Raw genomic sequence first — 19785 nt, forward strand, 5'->3', positions numbered from 1 at the left:
GGTTACTCCTCCCCCTTTCCAACGACGACGTTGTCACCGACGACGACGGTGTCCTTGACCTTGTCGACACTGCCGAACTTGACGTTCTCCTCCACCACGGCGCCCTCGCCCAGGATGGCGTTCACCACGTAGGCGCCGGCCATGACCTTGGCCCCGGGCAGCAGGATGGAGTCGACCACGTGGGCGCGGGGGCCCACATAGGCGTCGGTGGACAGGATGGAGTGCTTGACCTCGCCGAACACGCGGCAGCCGTTGGCCACGAGGGAGTCGTCCACCGAGGCGGCGGTGCCGATGAGGTGGGGCGGCCGGGTGGGCGCGTTGCTCATGACCGGGAAGTCCTTGTTGTACAGGTTGAACTCCGGGTTGGCGCCCAGCAGCTGCATGGCGGTGTCGTGGTAGGACGAGATGGTGCCGACGTCGCGCCAGAAGCCGTTGAACTCGTAGCAGAAGATGCGGCGGCCCTCCTCGAGCATCCTCGGGATGATGTTGTTGCCGAAGTCGTGCTCGGAGTCGGGGTCGGCGGCGTCCTCCTTGAGGGCCTGCACCATGAGGTCGGTGGAGAAGATGTAGATGCCCATGGAGGCGAGGTTGGAGTCGGGCTGGGCCGGCTTCTCGGTGAACTTGATCACCGAGTCGTCCTCGTCCTTGGTGATGATGCCGAAGCGGCTGGCCTCGTCCCACGGCACGGGCATGACCGAGATGGTGAGGTCGGCGTTGTTCTTGATGTGGACGTCCAGCATCTTGCGGTAGTCCATGGAGTACAGGTGGTCGCCCGAGAGGATGAGCACATACTCGGGGTCGTTGCTCTCGATGTAGCCGAGGTTCTGGTAGATGGCGTCGGCCGTGCCGGCGTACCAGGAGCCGCCGGCCTCGGTGGCGAACGGCGGGAGCACGGAGACGCCCGCACCGCGCTCGTCGAGGTTCCAGGCCGCGCCGGTCCCGATGTAGCTGTGGAGCAGGTAGGGCCTGTACTGCGTGAGGACACCGACGGTGTTGATGTCCGAGTTGGCGCAGTTGGAGAGCGCGAAGTCGATGATGCGGTACTTGCCGCCGAAGGACACGGCGGGCTTGGCGATGGACCGGGTCAAAGCCCCGAGACGGGAACCCTGGCCGCCGGCAAGAAGCATGGCGAGGCACTCCTTCTTGCTCATTTGACACCCCTTCCGATCTGTCAGGGGGGCCGACGGCGTCGGCCACTCCCTCAATTTGAAAATACTCTAAACGTGCCAGATGTCTTCAGCGTACTCGCGGATGGTTCGGTCGGAGCTGAAGAATCCCGAGTTCGCAGTATTTGCAAGTGCCATCTGGTTCCAGCGGCGGCGGTCGCCGTAGACCTCGCCCAGGTGCTCCCAGGCGGCCACGTAGGAGTGGAAGTCCTTGAGGACGAAGTCGGCGTCGTTCTGGTGCATGAGGCCGTCGTGGATGAGGCTGAAGTCGCCGGACAGGCGGGCGAAGGTGCCGTCCACGAGCTCGTCGACCACGCGGCCGAGGCGGTCGCGGTCGCGGTTGTACTCGTCCCAGGCGAAGTAGTCGCCGCGGGACTTGTAACCCTCGACGTCGGCCACCTCGAGGCCGAAGATCTCGATGTTCTCGCGGCCGGCCAGCTGGGCGATCTCGACGTTGGCGCCGTCGAGGGTGCCGAGCGTGATGGCGCCGTTGGCCATGAGCTTCATGTTGGACGTGCCGGAGGCCTCCATGCCGGCGGTGGAGATCTGCTCGGAGATCTCGGCGGCCGGGTAGATGAGCTCGGCGTTGCCCACGGAGAAGTTGGGGATGAAGGCCACCTTGATCATCTCGTTGGCGCGGGGGTCGCCGTTCACGACGTCGGCCACGGAGTTGATGAGGCGGATGACCTCCTTGGCGTAGGTGTAGCTCTGGGCGGCCTTGCCCGAGAAGATGAAGGAGGTCGGGCGGGGGCGGTAGGAGGGGTCGGCGACGATGCGGTTGTAGACGTCCATCACCTTGAAGATGTTGAGCAGCTGGCGCTTGTAGGCGTGGAAGCGCTTCACCTGGACGTCGAAGACGCTGTCGCAGTCGAGCTCCACGCCGGTCTGCTCGCGCACGTACCGGGCCAGGCGCTCCTTGTTGAGGCGCTTGGAGTCGGCCATGGCGTCGAGGAACACCGGGTCGGCCGAGAAGGCCTCGAGGCGCTTGAGCTCGCTGGCATCGTCGAGCCAGCCATCGCCGATGGCGTCGGTGATGAGCCTGGAGTAGCTGGGGTTGGCGTTACCGAGGAAGCGGCGGAACGAGATGCCGTTGGTCTTGTTGTTGAACTTCTCGGGCGTGAGCTCGTAGAAGTCCTTGAGGACCTCGCGCTCCAGGATGTCGGTGTGGATCTTGGCCACGCCGTTCACGGAGTGAGAGCAGATGATGGACAGGTTGGCCATGCGGACCTGACCGTCCCAGAGGATGGCGGTGTCGCGCAGCAGGTCCATGCGGTCGCCGTGCTCGGCCATGAAGTTCTCGCGGTAGCGGCGGTCGATCTCCTCGATCCACATGTAGATGCGGGGCAGGAGGCGGCGGAAGACGTCGATGGGCCACTTCTCCAGGGCCTCGGGCAGCACCGTGTGGTTGGTGTAGCTGATGGAGCGGGTGACGATGCCCCACGCGGTGTCGTAGTCCAGGCCCTCCTCGTCCACGAGCACGCGGAGGAGCTCGGCGCCGCACATGGCCGGGTGGGTGTCGTTGGTGTGGATGGCGATGGCCTCGGGGAACGCGGCCCAGTCGACGGTGCCGTCGGCGCCGGTGTGCTCGCGCTTGAAGGTACGCATGATGGAGCCGATGCCCGCGGCCACGAACAGGTACTCCTGCTTGAGGCGCAGGATGCGGCCGTGCTCGCCGGCGTCGTTGGGATAGAGGATCGTGGAGATGGCCTCGACGTCCGTGCGGAACTTGGAGGCGTCGGCGTAGGCGCCCTCGTTGAAGGCGTCGAGGTCGAAGCGCTCCTCCACGGGCTCGGCAGCCCACACGCGCAGCTTGTTGACGGTGTTTCCGCCGTAGCCCACCACGGGGATGTCGTAGGGCACGGCGTTGACGGTCTCGCCGCCCTCGAGGGTGAACCAGTAGCGGCCGTCCTCCTCGTGGCGCACCACCTGGCCGCCGAACGTCACCGGCACGGCGGACTCGGGGCGGCGCACCTCCCAGGGGTATCCCTTGGCCAGCCAGTTGTCGGTCTCCTCCACCTGGCGGCCGTCCTTGATGACCTGGCGGAACAGGCCGTAGCGGTAGCGCATGCCGTTGCCGTAGCCGGCGATGCCCTCGTGGGCCATGGAGTCCAGGAAGCACGCGGCCAGGCGGCCGAGGCCGCCGTTGCCGAGGCCGGGGTCGACCTCGCAGGAGGCGACGGCGTCGAGGCTCGTGCCCATCTCGGCGAGACCCTCGCTCACGGTGTCGAGGATGCCGAGGTTGAGCAGGTAGTTCTCCAGGAGGGGCCCGATGAGGAACTCGAGGGAGAAGTAGAAGACGCGCTTCTTGCGCTGGGCCTCGATGGCGTTGTCGTTGCGCACGTGGATGGCGCGGGCGCGGAAGGCGACGAGCTTGCAGAGGGCGGCGAAGCGCTCGTAGTCGTCGGCCTCGTCGAAGCCCTTGCCCACCTCGGACTCGACCATACGGCGGTACTCGCGTTTGAACTGCTCGGTGTCCTTGAAGATCTCGTTTTTCATGTATGCGCTCTCTCTCGAAGTCATGGGGGCCGTCCCCTAGCGCTTGGTGGAGCGCTTGGACGGCTTCTTGGCGGTCGTCTTCTTGGCCGGGGCCTTCTTGGCGGCCGGGGCGGCCTTGGCGGCGGAGGCGGCGGCCTTCTTCACGCGGGCCTCGGCGACGGAGGCGGCGGGCTCGGCCTTCTTGGCGGCCTCGGCCTTGGGCGCGGCGGCCTTGGCGGCCGGCTTGGGGGCGACGGGCTTCTCAGCGGCGGCCTTGGCCGGGGCCTTCCTGGCGGGCGCCTTCTTGGCCGGGGCCTTCTTGGCGGGCGCGGCCGCAGGCGCCTCGTCCTTCGCGGCAGCGGCGGCCTTCTTGGCGGGCGCAGCCTTCTTGGGGGCAGCCTTCTTGGGCGCCGCCTTGGGCTTGGGGGCCACGTAGGACGACTTGCCGGTGCGCTTGAGCACCACGCCGGCCAGGGGCGGCACGCGCAGGACGATGGAGTCCTCGCAGCGGTCGGTGGCCGTGGGCGTGGAGACAAGGGTGCCCTCGTTGATCACGCCGGAGCCGCCGAACTCCACGGCGTCGGTGTTGAAGACCTCCACGTAGTTGCCCTCGCGCGGGACGCCGAGGCGGAACTCCTCGTGGGTGGCCGGGTCGAAGTTGATGACCACCACGCGGTCGTCCACGGGGCGGTCGCCGTGGCGCACGTAGGAGACGATGGACTGCTCGCTGTTGTCGGCGTCGATCCACTCGAAGCCGCTCTCGTCGTAGTTGTGCTGCCAGAGGCCCTTGTTGTCTCGGAAGAAGCGGTTGAGCTCGCGGACGAAGTGCTGGAACTTGCGGTGGGTGTCGTACTCGTCGGTGAGGAACCACTGGATGCCCTCGTAGTAGCGCCACTCGATGAACTGGGCGATCTCGTTGCCCATGAAGTTGAGCTTGGCGCCCGGGTGGGTCATCTGGTAGAAGGCGAGGTTCCGCAGGCCGGCGAACTGGCGCCACCAGTCACCGGGCTGGCGCTGGATGAGGGACGCCTTGCCGTGCACAACCTCGTCGTGGGACAGCGGCAGGACGTAGTTCTCGGAGTAGGCGTACATCATCGAGAACGTGAGCAGGTTGTGGTTGCCCGGGCGGTACGGGAAGTCGGTCTTGCAGTAGTTGAGGGTGTCGTTCATCCAGCCCATGTCCCACTTGTAGTGGAAGCCCAGGCCGCCCACCTCGGCGGGACGGGTCACGAGGGGCCACGCGGTGGACTCCTCGGCCATCATCATGGCGTCGGGGTGGTACTTGCCCACGGTCTCGTTGACGTGGCGCACGAAGTCGATGGCGACGAGGTCCTCCTCGGTGCCCTTCTCGTTGAACTTCTTCTGGGAGGGGTCGTCGACGCCGAAGTTCAGGTAGAGCATGGAGGTCACGCCGTCCATGCGGATGCCGTCGGCGTGGTAGGCCTCGAGCCAGAACAGGGCGTTGGAGGTGAGGAAGGTGCGCACCTCGCCGCGGGCGTAGTCGAACTTGTAGGTGCCCCAGTTGGGGTGCTCCTCCTTCTCGTAGAGCTTGTGGCCATTGAAGTGCACGAGGCCCTGGATGTCGCGGCAGAAACCGCCGGGCACCCAGTCGAGGATGACGCCGATGTTGGCCTGGTGGCACTTGTCGACGAAGTTCATGAAGGCGCAGGGGTCGCCGTAGCGGGCGGTGGGGGCGTAGTAGCCGGTGGTCTGGTAGCCCCAGGAGCCGTCGAAGGGGTGCTCCATGACGGGCATGAGCTCGATGTGGGTGTAGCCCATGTCGGCCACGTAGCTCACGAGCTCCTCGGAGAGCTCGTCGTAGGTGAGGTAGGAGCCGCCGCCCTCACCGGTGCCGAGGCCGTCGAGGCCGTCGTCGTGGCGCTTCCAGGAGCCCAGGTGCACCTCGTAGATGTTGAGCGGGCGCTTGAAGTGGTCCGTGCGGCCGCGGCGGCCCATCCACAGGCCGTCCTTCCACACGTGGCCGGAGAGGTCGGCGAGGCGGGAGGCGGTACCCGGGGGGCACTCGCTCCAGAAGGCGTAGGGGTCGGCCTTGTACTGCTCGGAGCCGTCGTCGCACAGGATGTAGAACTTGTACAGCTGGCCCTCGGCGGCGCCGGGGACGAAGCCCTGCCACACGCCGCCGTTGGGGGTCTCGGTCAGGGGGTCGGCCTCGGTGTTCCACTCGTTGAACTCGCCGATGACGGTGACCTTGCGGGCACCGGGGGCCCACACGGCGAAGGTGTAGCCGTCCTGGCCGTCGACGGTGGCCTTGTGGGCACCCATCTTCTCCCAGCTGCGGTTCCAGTCGCCCTTGGCCAGCAGGTAAAGGTCGTCTTTGGTGATGGTGTGTTCGGTGGCGCCCATGAAGCGCCCTCCCTTCTCTGCGGCCGTGGCCCCGCGGAACCCGGCCCTCCGTTCAGGCTGTTGCCCGACGCTCTTCAGGGTATTTTGCGATTACGTGAGCCTACGATACCCGGTGCATCCCACATATACAAGTAAAACAGCGCCGCCCACTGCGATTTTTGTCGAAATACCCCTCTAAAACCAGTGTTTATGCTGGTACATCCCAGTATTATTTTTTCTTTGCAAATGGGGTCCATCGGGGATAAAACTGCGATAAACCGTCGGCGACCGTCGGGGTTGACCACGGAACGGAGACATTTTTTCACACTATAACCCTTATTTTTTCAAAGGGATTAGTTAGGTACCGGATAGAATTCTCCCCGCGGGGAGGCCCTGGCGAGTGCCCCGGTGCGGCCTGCCGGGAGACGAGAAAAGCCCGGCCCCTCCGAGGAGGGACCGGGCTCGAATCCAGGGGTCGGCCTTGGGCCGGGCGCCTTAGTAGTTGACGGCGCGCTGCTGGAAGTAGGACTGCGGGTGGCCGCAGACGGGGCAGACCTCGGGGGCGGTGGGGCCGACGTGCAGGTAGCCGCACTTGAGGCACTGCCACACGGTGGTGTCGCCGCGGGAGAAGACCTCGCCGTTCTCGATACGGTCGACGAGCTTGTTGTAGCGCTCCTCGTGGGTCTTCTCGATGTCGCCGACGAGCTTGAACTTGGCGGCGATCTCGGAGAAGCCCTCCTCCTTGGCGACCTTGGCGAACTCGGCGTACATCTCGGTCCACTCGTAGTTCTCGCCGGAGGCGGCGTCCTTGAGGTTGGTCATGGTGTCGGGCACATGACCGCCGTGGAGGTACTTGAACCAGAGCTTGGCGTGGATGGACTCGTTGCCGGAGGTCTCGGAGAAGATGTCGCCGATCTGGACGTACCCGTCCTTGGCGGCCTGCTTGGCGTAGTAGCTGTACTTCATCGCGGCCTGGGACTCGCCGGCGAAGGCGATCTCCAGGTTCTTCTTGGTCTGGGACTCGTTGAAATCGATGGTAGGCATCCTGTCCTCCTTGGATGTGATGGCCTGTGACACGGGCATTTGCCCAACTTTCAGAGGTTAGGATACCCAACCGCGCCGACGGGGACGGCCCTATCAGCAACTCCACATTCCGTCCCCACTGCGGCAGAACCCCTCGGCCGCGAGCTCGTCCAGGAGCTCCCCCACCAACCCGGCGGCGGGCTCCGGACGCCCCCTGGCCGCCTCCTGCTCCCCCAGGCAGGCCACGGCGTCGTCCAGGGTGAGGCCGCCGGCCCCGGCCTCCCGCGCCTCCAGGAGCAGGCGCACCAGGGCGGCGCGCTTCTGGCGCCGGGAGCCCTCGAAGGCCGACTGGCGCCCATGGGCGGCCGACCGCCGGGAGGGGTTGGGCACGGTCCTCTTGAGATGGGCCCCGTAGTCGAGGAGGGCGTAGTACCAGCGGCGGGCCCCCTCCTCCGGGCAGGCCTCCTCCACCAGGGGGACGAGCACCCGGTCGGGGACCTTCTCGCCGTCGGGGAAGAACTCGTGGAGAAAGACCGCCCTCACGTTGGTCTCGAGGTAGACCCCGGGGAGATCGAAGGCGAAGGCGCGGATCCCAGCCGCCGTGGCGGGCCCGATGCCGGGCAGCGAGACGAGGTCGGCCGCGTCCCGGGGCACCCGGCCGCCCCAACGTTCGCAGATCTCGGACGCCGCCCGCTGGAGGGCCAGGGCGCGGCGGTTGTAGCCCAGCCCCTGCCACTCGGCGAGGACGTCGGCCGTCTCGGCGGCGGCCAGGGACGCCGGGTCGGGGAAGCGCGCGAGCCAGCGCTGCCAGCGCCCGTCCACCCGCGACACCTGGGTCTGCTGGAGCATGACCTCGCTCACCCACACCCCATAGGGGTCGCGGGTGCGGCGCCAGGGCAGGTCGCGCCAGTGAAGGCGCCCCTCCGCGAGCACGTGGCGGCGGAACGGGTCCATCGAGGCGGGCCGACGGCCGTCGGCGTCGGTCACTCCCACAGCAGCACCGGCCATCCGCGGCGCTTGGCCACCGAGCGCAGGGAGCGGCCGGGGTCCACGGCGTAGGGGTGCTGGGCGAGGGAGAGCATCTCCTCGTCGGAGTGGTGGTCGCCGAAGGCGTACTCCACCACCCAGTTGCCGGGACCGAAGCGCCCGTCGGCCCAGCGGGTCACGGCGCGGCACTTGCCGGCACCCTCCACCACCTCGCCGTCCACGGCGCCGGTCATGTGGCCCTCCTCGTTCACGGCCATGCGGGTGGCGAGGAACGCGTCCATGCCGATGTGGCGCGCGGCGGCCCGGGCGATGCCGTGGAAGGTGGCCGAGACCAGCACGCACACGCACCCGTCCTCGCGGCAGGCCCGCACCTGCTCGAGGGCGGCGGGGCGGTAGAATCGCGTGAGGACGTCGTCGTGGAAGCGGCCCATGATCTCCTGGATCTGGGCCCTGGTGAGGCGGTCGAGGTCGTTCACCAGGTAGCCGCGCACGGCCGCCTGGTCGTGCGGGAGATGCAGGGTGTAGCGGGCGCCCCAGAGCATCACCTTGAGGGCCGAGAGCGGGCTGATATAGCCGTTGACCAGCAAGTACTTGGTGAACTGGGTGCCCGACTGGGCCGAGATGATGGTGCCGTCGTAGTCGAAGACGGCCAGACGCGCCTTGGGCGCGGCGGCCTGCCCCCGTCGACCGGTGCTGCTGTCATCCACTCTGGCCACTGGCCGGACTCTCCTCGAAAACGTTCCCATAGCGGTGCAGATACCCCAACAGCATAGGGCCTATCAGGGGCAGGGGGAAGAAAGGCGCGAAAAGGCCGGCGGCGGCGTTCATAAGAAAAAGGGCCGGAGGAAAACCTCCGGCCCTGCAGGTCCAAAGTGGCGGGATGTAAGGGACTTGAACCCTCGACCTCCGACGTGACAGGCCGGCGCTCTAACCAGCTGAGCTAACACCCCGTGCGCCTTGGCGCGAGCGTTAGTATTGCACGACTGCGGCCGGCGATGCAAGCGTGAATCGGAACTTTTTTCCCGACGCCGCCGTTTGGGACAAAAGTGCCCGACCATTGGGACAAAAGTGCCCGGGTGATGGGACAGGGTCCTACCCCAGGGCCACGGTCTCGGTCACGTCGTTGTCGAAGGAGAGCACCAGGTTGGAGCCGTCCAGCTTGGCGGACGAGACGGTGCCGCTCCCCTCCACCGGGGTGCCGTCGTCGTGGGCGAGCACCGACTCCACGGAGCCGTCGCCCATGACCCACGAGACCACGTTCCACGACTCGCCGAGGTTCTCGGGGATGAGGAAGCCGCCGTTGTAGAGCACCACGGTCACCGGCGTGCCCTGGAGCCGGAACAGCACCTGGGGGTCGCCGTCGGCGCCCTGGGTGCGCACGAAGGAGTAGCCCGCGCCGTCGTCGTCCTGGCGCACGCCGTAGGTGTAGCCGGCGTACTCGATGCCCTGGCCCTGGTCGTCCTGGGTCTGCTCCACGCGGGTGGGGGCCTGGCCCTCGCCGCCGTCGAGGGACGTGGGCACGGTGTGCAGCGCGCCGATGACCACCACGGCGAGCACGACCACCACGCAGGCGGCCGCCACGCCCAGGCCGATGGCCACCGGCCGGCTCACGCGGGCGCCGCCGTGGCGGGAGGCCACGTGGGGGCGCTTGCCCTGGTGCAGGCGCGCCGAGCCGCCGCGGCGGAAGTTCTCTCGGGCGGCCGAGGCGGCCTCGGAGGCCGAGCCGCGGTCGTGGAGCACGGCGCCCTGACCCGAGGCGAGGGTGGAGAAGGCGCCGGTCTCGGAGGGGTCAACGCCGATGGGGCGCGGGGCGCCGTCGGGCACGGTGACGACGTCCTCGGGGCCGGAGACGGGGGGCACGTCCACGGGGCCGGACGCGGCGCGGGGCACGGGGGCCGGCCCCCGCTGCCTCCGGGCGCCGGGGCGGCGCGGCTCCGGCGACGTCCCGGGCTTTGCGGCGTGCTTGGCGTGTCTTGGCGTACGGGACGACCCGTCGCTGTAGGGGTTGTTCGCCATGGTCTCCTCGATGTGCGGGCCCGTGCCCGTGCCTCGGCAATGGTTACCCCAGCATCTTAGACGGTTTGGCAACCCCGGATACCCGCCCGTCGCCCGCCCCGGTATCCACGAACGTGAAAACGGGCCCCTCTCCGCAGCAACTCCACGGAGAGGGGCCCGTTCGGCCGAGGCGTCGGTCAGAGGGCTAGCGGCGCGCCTCGCTCACGGTGCGGTGCACGGTGCCGGCCGAAAGCGCCCAGCACACCGCCATGTAGCCGCCGTAGACCACCACGAACACCAGGGCGCCGGCCGCCGTGGCCCCCACGATGTCGAAGGGAGTGATCAAGGAGACGATCTCGCCCACCTTGGTGAGGGCCACCGCCGAGTGGGCCACGCCCACGGCCAGGGGCAGCAGGAAGTAGAAGAGCACCTGGCTGAGCAGGGAGCGGTCCTGGAGGCCCCGGGGGCATCCCAGCTCGTTGAGGAGGCGGTAGCGCCCGGCCGAGTCGGCCACGCCGGAGAGCATCTGGATGGCGAGCACCGCGGCCACCGACATCACGAGGACGAAGCCGATGTAGACGGCCATGTAGCCCACGAGGCCCGTGAGGCTGCCCGAGCTCTCCCGCTGGGAGGCGAAGGTGCTGGAGTAGGTGAAGGATCCCACGGCGCGGCCGCCGTCCATGAGCCAGTTGGCCCGCTCCACGTTGGCATCGGACTCGCCGCGGGCGAGCAGGGCCGATGCGGGAAGGGAGTTCTCGTTGAAGTACTCGTCGAAGGCCTCCGCCTGGTCGTCGGGGACCATGAACTGCAGGAAGGACGTGGCAGGGGCCAGGCCGGCCACCATGTCGTCGGGGACCACGAGGGTGCCGAGGTTCTGGGAGACGCCGGAGTCGAACAGGGCGGCGCTCTCGTCGGTCACCACCTCCTGGACGGTGAGGTCGCGGCCGGCCACGGAGATGGGCCGGTCCGAGGCGGCCACCTGGTCCCAGAAGCGGCCGAAGGTGGAGGGGCTGTCGGTGGTCACGATCACGGACCCCTCGTCGAGGGACACCGGCTCCATGCCCAGGAGCTGTCGGGAGGCGTTGTAGCTGGAGAGGGGCTCCAGGACAGGGTAGGTGTCGGCCACGACGTCCGCGAGATTGTACTCCCGCCAGAAGCCCATGGTGCCGGTGGCCTCGGCGACGTCGGCCAGGGACGTGCCGCCCTCGGGCGCCCCGGGGGCGTGCTGGTCGTAGGTGTTCACCTGGGCCGTGCGGGCCCAGAACCGGTCGAAGTCGATGCCCAGGCTCCGGTAGTTCTCGACCATGTCCACGGGGGCGGTGGCCTCGGCGAAGGCCTGGCCGCTGCCCTCGGAGGAGAACGCCTGGATGTTGCCGGAATCGAAGTAGAAGGCGTTCACCGACGCGGTGTAGGGGTTGCAGCGCAGGAGCGAGTCGTTGAGGGAGGTGGCCAGGGCCATGCCCGTGGTCACCGAGGTCACGGCGAGGAAGAGCACCATGGCCGTGACCCCCATGGCGGCCGAGCTGGAGTTGATGCGGCTCGCCACCTGACGCACGGTGAACATGTGGAGGTCGCGCAGGTAGAAGTGCTTGAGGCTCTCGGCCCCCTTGACCAGCACCGTGGGCAGCGCCCAGAACAGCAGGAGCGTGCCGGCCGTGACCATGGCCGTGGTGATGGCGAACTGCATGTTGGCCTGGCCGTCGTCGCCCGACGTGGCCCCCATCATCACGGGGAAGCCCATGGTGAGCAGGCGCTGGTAGGCCCAGACGATGAGGGCCACGGACACCACCAGGGCCACGGCGGAGAGCACCGGGCGCCTGAGGCGCACCGACTCGTTGGCCCTGCCGCCCCGCACGAGCTCCACCAGGCGCAGGCGCGAGATGGTGCGCAGGTTGAACAGGAGCATGACCGCGAAGGTGACGGCGAAGCAGGAGGCCACGGTGACGATGGCCTCCTCGGAGACGATGAAGCGGAACTCCTTGACCGTCTCGTTGAACATGGCCGCCGAGACGAAGACCAGGAGCTGCGAGGCGAAGAGCCCCAGCACGAGCCCCACCAGGAAGGCGGCCACGGAGGCCACCAGGGTCTCCACCGCCATGATGAGGCCCACCTGGCCGCGGGTCATGCCCAGGATCTGGTAGAGGCCGAACTCCTCCTTGCGGCGGCGCACGAGGAAGTTGTTGGCGTAGACCATGAGGAACCCCAGGACCACCGCCAGGCCGTAGGTGAGGCCGTGGAGCAGGTCGGCGATGAAGAGCAGGGTCTCGCTGGCCGACCCGGACAGGAACTCCCCCTGGACCCCGATGGTGTTGAAGGCGTAGAAGACCGCCACACCGAGGGCGATGGTGACGAAGTAGACGGCGTAGTCGCGCAGGGAGCGGCGGACGTTGCCGAGGGCGATCTTAACGAGCATCGCCACCCCCCATCACCGAGATGACGCGGTTGACCTCCGCGAAGAACTCCCGGCGGTCGCGGTCGCCGCGGCGGACCTCGGTGAAGAGGCTGCCGTCGCGGATGAACAGCACGCGGTGGCAGTAGCTGGCGGCGTAGGCGTCGTGGGTGACCATGAGGATGGTGGTGTCGTAGTCGCGGTTGAGCCGCTCGAAGGACTCGAGGAGCACCTTGGAGTTCTTGGAGTCCAGGGCGCCCGTGGGCTCGTCGGCGAGCACGAGGGCCGGGTCGGCCACGATGGCGCGGCAGGCGGCGATGCGCTGGGCCTGGCCGCCGGAGACCTGGTAGGGGTACTTGTCGAGCACCTCGGACACGTTGAGGGAGGCGGCCACCTGCTCGGTGCGCTCGCGGATGAACGACGGCTTGCGGCGGGCGATGGTGAGCGGGAGCTCGATGTTCTCGCGGCAGGTGAGGGTGTCCAGGAGGTTGGAGTCCTGGAAGATGAAGCCCAGCTGGGTGCGGCGGAAGTCGGCCAGGGCGCGCTGGCGCATGTGGGCGACGTCGGTGCCGTCAACCACCACCTCGCCGGAGGTGGGGCGGTCGATGGTGGCGATGCAGTTGAGCAGGGTGGTCTTGCCGGAGCCGGACGGGCCCATGATGGCCACCGACTCGCCCTTGGCGACGGTGAGGCTCACCCCGTCGAGGGCCCGGGTGGCGCTGGCGAGGCCTCCCCCGTACACCTTCACCAGGTCGCGGACCTCGAGGACGTTGGACATGGCGGTTCCTTTCTCCAGGGATCGTGCGGTGGGGAGGGTCAGCGGGAGAACACCCAGAGGGCGGCCATCATCACGGCGCCCACGACGGTCATGAAGGCCGTCCAGCACGCCAGCTCGACGGTGGACATGGAACCGTCCAGCACGGCCTGGTTGTTCTCGAAGTAGGTGTCGAGGGCCCGCTTCATCATGGTGCTCCTCCTCACGGGTCGGCGTTTCTGACGACTCCCATGGTGGAGGAGGGCCCCGGGGGCTGCCATCGATTGGGCTTACGGTGGGTGACAGTGCCGTAAGGGAGGGCCCGCCGGGGCGGGCCGCAGCCGGCGGGCCGCAGCGGGCGGGGCCCGTATCGGCACCCCTCCCGGCGGCCCCTATCGGCACCTTCCTCGGCACCTTCCTCGGCACCTGAACACGGTTGAGGGCGGGCCCCTGCGCCGGTTTGCGCGGGAACCCGCCCTCCAGGGCGCCCAAGGGTGCGAAATCCGCCCCCAGACACGTTCAGGCGGGGAAAGGGTCGCCCTCAGACGCGTTCAGGTGCGGGAGGGGGCGAGAAGGGGTGGGGTGGCCGACGGTCGCGGGCCGACGGGCGGGGTCAGGCCATGCGACGGGCCTCGATGGCCCTGCCGAGGGTGACCTCGTCGGCATACTCCAGCTCGCCGCCCACGGGTAGGCCGGAGGCCAGGCGCGTCACCTTGACGCCCAGGGGGCGGATGGTGCGGGCCAGGTAGGTGGCGGTGGTCTCGCCCTCCACGTCGGGGTTGGTGGCGAGGATCACCTCGGCCACCTCGTCGGAGGAGAGCCGGGCCATGAGCTCGCGCACGTGGAGCTGCTCGGGGCCCACCTTGTCCATGGGCGAGACGACGCCGCCCAGCACGTGGTAGAGGCCGTGGTAGACGCCGGTGCGCTCGATGGCCGAGACGTCGCGCGGCTCCGCCACCACGCAGATGGAGGAGCGGTCGCGCGAGGTGTCGGCGCAGACGTCGCAGACGTCGCCCGTGGCGTACGAGAAGCACACGGGGCAGAAGTGCACGAGGCGCTTGACGTCGAGGATGGCCTGGGCGAGGCGCCGGGCCTCCTCGCCGTCCACCGACAGCAGGTGGTAGGCGATGCGCTGGGCCGACTTGGGGCCGATGCCGGGCAGGCGCCCGAGCTCGTCGAGGAGCCGCGTGAGCGCTCGGCGGTCGCCGTCGGGGGATGGGGAGGGGGCGCCCGGGGGCGCCCCCGTGGGGTCGCTGCCGTACAAGGGGCTAGAACAGGCCGGGGATGCCCATGCCGCCCAGGCCGGTGGCGGAGGCCACCTCGCTGTTGGCCGCCTCGGAGGCGGAGTTGAGGGCATCGTTGACGGCGGCCAGGATCATGTCCTGGAGCAGCTCGACGTCGTCGGGGTCGAGGGCCTCGGGATCGATGGCGATGGACTTGAGCTGCATGTCGCCCGAGGCGACCACCTTGACCATGCCGCCGCCGGCGCTGGCGGAGACCTCGAGCTCCTTGGCCTTGTCCTGGGCCTGGGCGAGCTGCTCCTGCATCTTCTTGGCCTGCTGCATGAGCTGGTTCATGTTCACGCCGCCCATGTTGCCGCGGGGCATCCCGCCGCGGGGCATGCGGTTCTTAGCCATGGGTTGACCTTTCTGTCGGGTGTGCGCCGGCGGGGGCCGGCGGTGCTGTCACAACTGTAGCGGTCGCGGCACCCCATTTGCCCGGTCGTGCCCCTGTCCCAACAGTCGGACACTTTTGTCCCACGCAGGGGTGCCGAGCCGGCTCGGGGCGGCCGGGGACGGCGGGGCCGATGCCCCGGGGCCGGTCAGGCGCCGAAGGGGCCGTCGCCCTCAACCGGGAGCACCCGCACGCCCTCGCCGAAGACCGAGGAGGCCAGCTCGAACGCCGAGGCCTGGTCGGGCGGCAGCGTGGAGGGGTCCACGGCCTGGGGTCGGGCGGCGGCCTGCGAGGCGGCCTCGGCGAAGGGGTCCGTGAGGCCGGGGGGCGCCGGCTGCGGGGCGGGCGCGGCGGGGTTGGGCGCGGGGGCCGGCTGCGGGGCGGCCGAAGCCGACACCGGGGCGGGGGCCGACGCAGGCTTGGGGGCCGACGCCGGGGCGGGTTGCCCGGCCGGTCCGTCGGGCTGCTCGGCGGCGCCGGCGGTCGGGGCCATGCCGTAGGCCTCGAGGGGGACCCAATCGTCATCGGACTCGGGGGGCGCCACGGCGGTCGCCGTGGCCGCAGAGGCCTCCTCCCACGGCGGCACGGACGCACCGGGGGCCGACGCCGAGGAGGGCGCCTGCGATGCGGGCTGGGGCGTGGCCGGCCGGGCGGCGGGGGCCGACGCCTGGGGGGCCGGTGCGACCTGGGGGGCCGTCGGGCGGGACGAGGGCTGCGGGACGGGGCGGGAAGCAGGGGCGGGAGCCGCCGTGGCGGGAGACCCCTGCGCCGGTCCGACGGGCGCACCGGCGGCACGGACCTCGACGGTGCGCTGGCCCATGGCCTGCGAGAGGGCCTGGGAGACGGCCTGGGAGACGTCGGGGCGGCCGAGGAGGCCCTGGACGAAGCCGGCCTGGGGCGACTCGATGACCAGCGTGTGGCCGTCGTCGCTCAGGGGGCGGGCGTTCATGAGGAGGGCGTGCGTGGGGGCGCTCGTCTGACGGAGCACGGAGAGCACGGTGTCCCAAGCCGCGCCGAGGCGCGGGTCGCCGGGCGTCGACGTCGCCGACGGCGCGGGGGCGGCCGGTGCGGGCTTGGGCGCCGGCGCTGGCGTCGGTGCGGGAGCGGGTGGCTTGGGCGCGGGCGTCGGCTGCGGGGCGGGCTTGGGCGCCGGCGTTGGCGCGGAGGCCGATGCGGGCTTGGCCGCCTGGGCCGCGGGCTGCGGGGCCTGGGCCTGCGGCTGCCGCGGCGGGACGGCGGCGGCAGCGGCGGCCGAGGCCGGGCGGGCCTCCCGCTCGGCGGCGGGCGCAACCTGGGGCGCGGCCGCCCGTTGCGGCGCCGCGTTCCTCTCGGCAGCCGCCGGCGCCTGGGACCGCCCATCCCCCGCCCCGAGGGCCGGCGCCGCAACCTGCACCGGCGCCGCACCGGCGCCGCCGGCCAGCGCGCGCTCGAGCACGGCCACGCGCTCGGCCAGGGCCTCCACCGTCATGTCGGTCTCCGGCCGCACGAGGCGCGAGACCGCCACCTCCAAGGTGAGGCGCGGGTTGCGGGCCGTGCGCATGGAGAGCGCCGTGGAGCCCAGGCAGTCCAGGTAGCGCGAGATCCTCTCGGCGGACTCCAGGGTCCGCGCCTGGGCCGCCAGGGCGGCGCGCTCCTCCTCGGTGCCGCCCAGGAGCGACTCCACCGGCCCGGCGACGGCGGCCACGTAGAGGTCGCGCAGGCGCCCCACGAGGCCGTCGCAGAAGCGGAGGAGGTCGTTGCCGGCGGACGTCTGGTCGGCCACCAGGCCGAGCAGGGCCGCGGCGTCGCGGGAGGCCAGGGCCGCCACGGCGGCGTCGAGGGCGGCGGAGTCGGCCACGCCCAGGAGGTCGCGGGCGTCGGCCGCGGTGATCGACCCGTCGCCGAACACGGAGAGCTGCTCGAGCGTGGAGAGGGCGTCGCGCATGCCGCCGCGGGCGTGGCGCGCCACGATGTCGATGGCCTCCGGCTCGGCCGAGAAGCCCTCCTCGCGGCAGACGTACTCCAGGCGCTCGCGGATGTCGGCGTCGTCGATGGAGCGGAAGTCGAAGCGCTGCACGCGCGACAGGATGGTGGCCGGGATCTTCTGCGGGTCGGTGGTGCAGAGCACGAAGACCACGTGGGCCGGGGGCTCCTCGAGGGTCTTGAGCAGCGCGTTGAAGGCCGCCGTGGTGAGCATGTGGACCTCGTCCACGATATAGACCTTCTGGCGCGCCACCGTGGGGGCGAAGTCCACGCGGTTGACGATCTCCTCGCGGATGGCGTCCACGCCGGTGCGGGAGGCGGCGTCGAGCTCGTGGACGTCGGGGTGGTGGCCCTCGGCGATGGCCACGCACTGCTCGCACGTGCCGTCGGGCAGGTGGCCCGCCCCCTGGTCGCAGGCCACGGCCTTGGCGAGGATGCGCGCCAGGGTGGTCTTGCCGGTGCCGCGGGGGCCGCAGAAGAGGTACGCGTGGCCGAGGCCGCCGCTCTGGACACCCCGTTCGAGGGTGGACACCACGGTCTTCTGGCCCACGACGTCGTCGAAGGTCTGCGGGCGGTACTTGCGGTACAGAGACTCCATGGCTTTCCTCCCGTCCCGGCTCGGGTTGTCCATTGTACGCGACCGGGACGGCGGCAAGAGAAACGGCGCCCCGGGTTGGGGCGCCGTTCGGCGGTCGTCCGAGAGAGGGAGAGAGCACGACCGCAGGTGAAGACGATGGCGCGCCCGCCAAGAGGGATGCGTCTGGCAGGGGGCGGGGTGCCGGGCCCCACAGCCAAGTGGCCAAGGAGAAGAGGAGGCGAGGCGCGCCGTTGTCGTCCTTGTACCGCGGGGGCGGCCCCTCATTCTCGGCCGCGGGAAAACGGGGGACCCTCCCGGCGAACGGTAGGTTTTGGCGGGTGGGCGACGGAGGGCGGGGATAGGGGGCGTTCGGTGAGCGGACAGGGGCCCTTCGGTGAGCAGAAATCCACTCACCGAAGGGCCGGGCGGCCCGAATCCGCTCACCGAAGGCTACCAAGCCGCTCACCGAGGCCATGAGCGCACCAAAAGTGGGACAAAAGTGTCCGGGTGGTGGGACAGGTGCTGGGATAAGCGGTGGGACACGGGGCAGGGCCCCGGCCGCGCGGTGCGGTCGGGGCCCTGCGAGACGGGGCGATGCCGGGTGGCGCCGGTGAGGGCTACAGGCCCTTCTCGATGGCGTCGGTGATGGCCTCCTCCACGGCCACGGCGCACGCGACGGTGGCGCCGACCATGGGGTTGTTGCCCATGCCGATGAGACCCATCATGTCCACGTGGGCCGGGACGGAGCTGGAACCGGCGAACTGGGCGTCGGAGTGCATGCGGCCCATGGTGTCGGTCATGCCGTAGGAGGCGGGGCCGGCGGCCATGTTGTCGGGGTGCAGCGTGCGGCCGGTGCCACCGCCGGAGGCCACGGAGAAGTACTTCTTGCCGTTCTCCAGGCGCTCCTTCTTGTAAGTGCCGGCCACCGGGTGCTGGAAGCGCGTGGGGTTGGTGGAGTTGCCCGTGATGGAGATGTCCACGTTCTCGTTCCACATGATGGCCACGCCCTCGCGCACGTCGTCGGCGCCGTAGCAGTTCACCGCGGCGCGGGGGCCGTCGGAGTAGGGGATCTTCTCCACGACGGTGAGCTCGCCGGTGTAGTAGTCGAACGACGTCTTGACGTAGGTGAAGCCGTTGATGCGGGCGATGATCTGGGCGGCGTCCTTGCCGAGGCCGTTGAGGATCACGCGCAGCGGGGTCTTGCGGGCCTTGTTGGCGTTGTTGGCGATGCCGATGGCGCCCTCGGCCGCGGCGAACGACTCGTGGCCGGCCACGAAGGCGAAGCACTCGGTGTCCTCGCCGAGGAGCATGGCGCCGAGGTTGCCGTGGCCCAGGCCCACCTTGCGGTCGTCGGCCACGGACCCGGGCACGCAGAAGGACTGCAGGCCCACGCCGATGGCGGCGGCGGCGTCAGAGGCGGTCTTGACCTCGCCCCTCTCGGCCTTCTTGAGGGCGATGGCGCAGCCCACCGTGTAGGCCCAGACGGCGTTCTCGAACGCGATGGACTGGACGCCCAGGACGATGGCGCGCGGGTCGATGCCGTGGTCCTCGCAGATCTTCTGGGCCTCCTCCAGGGAGGAGATGCCGTACTCGGCGAGGGTCTCGTTGATCTTGTCGATGCGGCGCTCGTAGCCTTCGAACGTAACTGCCATGGGTGACTTCAGCTCCTTTCCTACTCGTGACGGGGGTCGATGACCTTGGCGGGGTTGTCCCACTGGCCATAGCGTCCGGTGGCCTTCTCGACGGCGGCCGCGGCGTCGAGACCGTCCTTCAGGGCGTCGGCGAGCACGCCGAGGTTGATGAACTCGAAGCCGACGATCTCGTCCTTGTCGTTGAGCGCCTGCTTGGTGACGTAGCCCTGGGCGAGCTCGAGGTAGCGCGCGCCCTTGGCCTTGGTACCGTACATGGTGCCCACCTGGGAGCGCAGGCCCTTGCCGAGGTCGTCCATGGCGGCGCCGATGGGCAGGCCGCCCTCGGAGAAGGCCGTCTGGGTGCGGCCGTAGACGATCTGCAGGAACAGCTCGCGCATGGCGGTGTTGATGGCGTCGCACACGAGGTCGGTGTTGAGGGCCTCGAGGATGGTCTTGCCGGGCAGGATCTCGGAGGCCATGGCGGCGCTGTGGGTCATACCCGAGCAGCCGATGGTCTCGACGAGGGCCTCCTCGATGATGCCGTCCTTGACGTTGAGCGTGAGCTTGCAGGCGCCCTGCTGCGGCGCGCACCAGCCCACACCGTGGGTGAGGCCGGAGATGTCGGAGACCTCCTTGGCCTGGACCCACTTGCCCTCCTCGGGGATGGGTGCCGGGCCGTGGTAGGCGCCCTTGGCCACAGGGCACATGGCCTCCACTTCTGTCGAGTAAATCATGCCGCTCCTCTCTCTTTCTCTCACTGGAGCGGGTGACGCGGCGGGTCCCCCGCTCGACGACTCCCCCCATTCTAA

15 protein-coding genes and 1 tRNA gene are annotated in these 19785 nt (G+C 69.6%); all 16 read right to left on the minus strand.

Going from position 1 to position 19785, the window contains the following annotated elements:
• Window positions 1-2: 2 nt before the first annotated feature.
• Entirely contained in the window at window positions 3-1151 is a 1149-nt protein-coding gene (locus tag NFR49_RS05470) for a glucose-1-phosphate adenylyltransferase (protein ID WP_251158633.1), read from the minus strand.
• 66 nt (window positions 1152-1217) lie between these two features.
• On the minus strand, window positions 1218-3662 hold the full coding sequence (locus NFR49_RS05475) for a glycogen/starch/alpha-glucan phosphorylase (protein ID WP_251158634.1): 2445 nt from the start codon (window positions 3660-3662) through the stop codon (window positions 1218-1220).
• 36 nt (window positions 3663-3698) lie between these two features.
• On the minus strand, window positions 3699-6005 hold the full coding sequence (glgB, locus tag NFR49_RS05480) for a 1,4-alpha-glucan branching protein GlgB (protein ID WP_251158635.1): 2307 nt from the start codon (window positions 6003-6005) through the stop codon (window positions 3699-3701).
• A 474-nt stretch (window positions 6006-6479) separates the two neighbouring features.
• Window positions 6480-7028 carry a rubrerythrin gene (gene rbr, locus NFR49_RS05485; protein ID WP_135978423.1) on the minus strand — a complete coding sequence of 183 codons (549 nt, stop codon included), beginning with the start codon at window positions 7026-7028 and terminating at the stop codon, window positions 6480-6482.
• Window positions 7029-7121: 93 nt separating this feature from the next.
• A complete protein-coding gene (locus NFR49_RS05490; protein WP_251158937.1) occupies window positions 7122-7961 on the minus strand; it encodes an HhH-GPD family protein in 840 nt (279 codons plus the stop codon).
• 29 nt (window positions 7962-7990) lie between these two features.
• Window positions 7991-8710 carry an HAD family hydrolase gene (locus NFR49_RS05495; protein WP_251158636.1) on the minus strand — a complete coding sequence of 240 codons (720 nt, stop codon included), beginning with the start codon at window positions 8708-8710 and terminating at the stop codon, window positions 7991-7993.
• A 157-nt stretch (window positions 8711-8867) separates the two neighbouring features.
• Window positions 8868-8944: transfer RNA gene (locus NFR49_RS05500), tRNA-Asp, on the minus strand.
• A gap of 142 nt (window positions 8945-9086) precedes the next feature.
• Window positions 9087-10010, minus strand: a complete 924-nt coding sequence (locus tag NFR49_RS05505; protein ID WP_251158637.1) for a hypothetical protein — start codon at window positions 10008-10010, stop codon at window positions 9087-9089.
• Window positions 10011-10194: 184 nt separating this feature from the next.
• Complete coding sequence (locus NFR49_RS05510) at window positions 10195-12402, minus strand: FtsX-like permease family protein (RefSeq protein ID WP_275557137.1); 2208 nt, start codon at window positions 12400-12402, stop codon at window positions 10195-10197.
• Window positions 12392-13156 carry an ABC transporter ATP-binding protein gene (locus tag NFR49_RS05515; RefSeq protein ID WP_251158638.1) on the minus strand — a complete coding sequence of 255 codons (765 nt, stop codon included), beginning with the start codon at window positions 13154-13156 and terminating at the stop codon, window positions 12392-12394. Before NFR49_RS05515 ends, NFR49_RS05510 begins: the two co-directional genes overlap by 11 nt.
• A 38-nt stretch (window positions 13157-13194) precedes the next feature.
• Window positions 13195-13344, minus strand: coding sequence for a hypothetical protein (locus NFR49_RS05520; protein ID WP_251158639.1), 150 nt, complete (start codon window positions 13342-13344; stop codon window positions 13195-13197).
• 401 nt (window positions 13345-13745) lie between these two features.
• Window positions 13746-14396, minus strand: coding sequence for a recombination mediator RecR (gene recR / locus NFR49_RS05525; protein WP_275557138.1), 651 nt, complete (start codon window positions 14394-14396; stop codon window positions 13746-13748).
• 4 nt (window positions 14397-14400) lie between these two features.
• Window positions 14401-14769, minus strand: coding sequence for a YbaB/EbfC family nucleoid-associated protein (locus NFR49_RS05530; protein ID WP_338032527.1), 369 nt, complete (start codon window positions 14767-14769; stop codon window positions 14401-14403).
• 185 nt (window positions 14770-14954) lie between these two features.
• Window positions 14955-17366 carry a DNA polymerase III subunit gamma/tau gene (gene dnaX, locus NFR49_RS05535; protein ID WP_251158640.1) on the minus strand — a complete coding sequence of 804 codons (2412 nt, stop codon included), beginning with the start codon at window positions 17364-17366 and terminating at the stop codon, window positions 14955-14957.
• Window positions 17367-17962: 596 nt separating this feature from the next.
• A complete protein-coding gene (locus tag NFR49_RS05540) occupies window positions 17963-18997 on the minus strand; it encodes a GGGtGRT protein (protein ID WP_251158641.1) in 1035 nt (344 codons plus the stop codon).
• A gap of 20 nt (window positions 18998-19017) precedes the next feature.
• Window positions 19018-19710: an iron-sulfur cluster assembly scaffold protein gene (locus tag NFR49_RS05545; protein ID WP_251158642.1), complete on the minus strand. Its 693-nt coding sequence runs from the start codon at window positions 19708-19710 to the stop codon at window positions 19018-19020.
• Window positions 19711-19785: the final 75 nt, after the last annotated feature.

This window comes from Caniella muris, assembly GCF_943193035.1.
GTDB classification, from domain to species: Bacteria; Actinomycetota; Coriobacteriia; order Coriobacteriales; family Atopobiaceae; genus Granulimonas; species Granulimonas faecalis.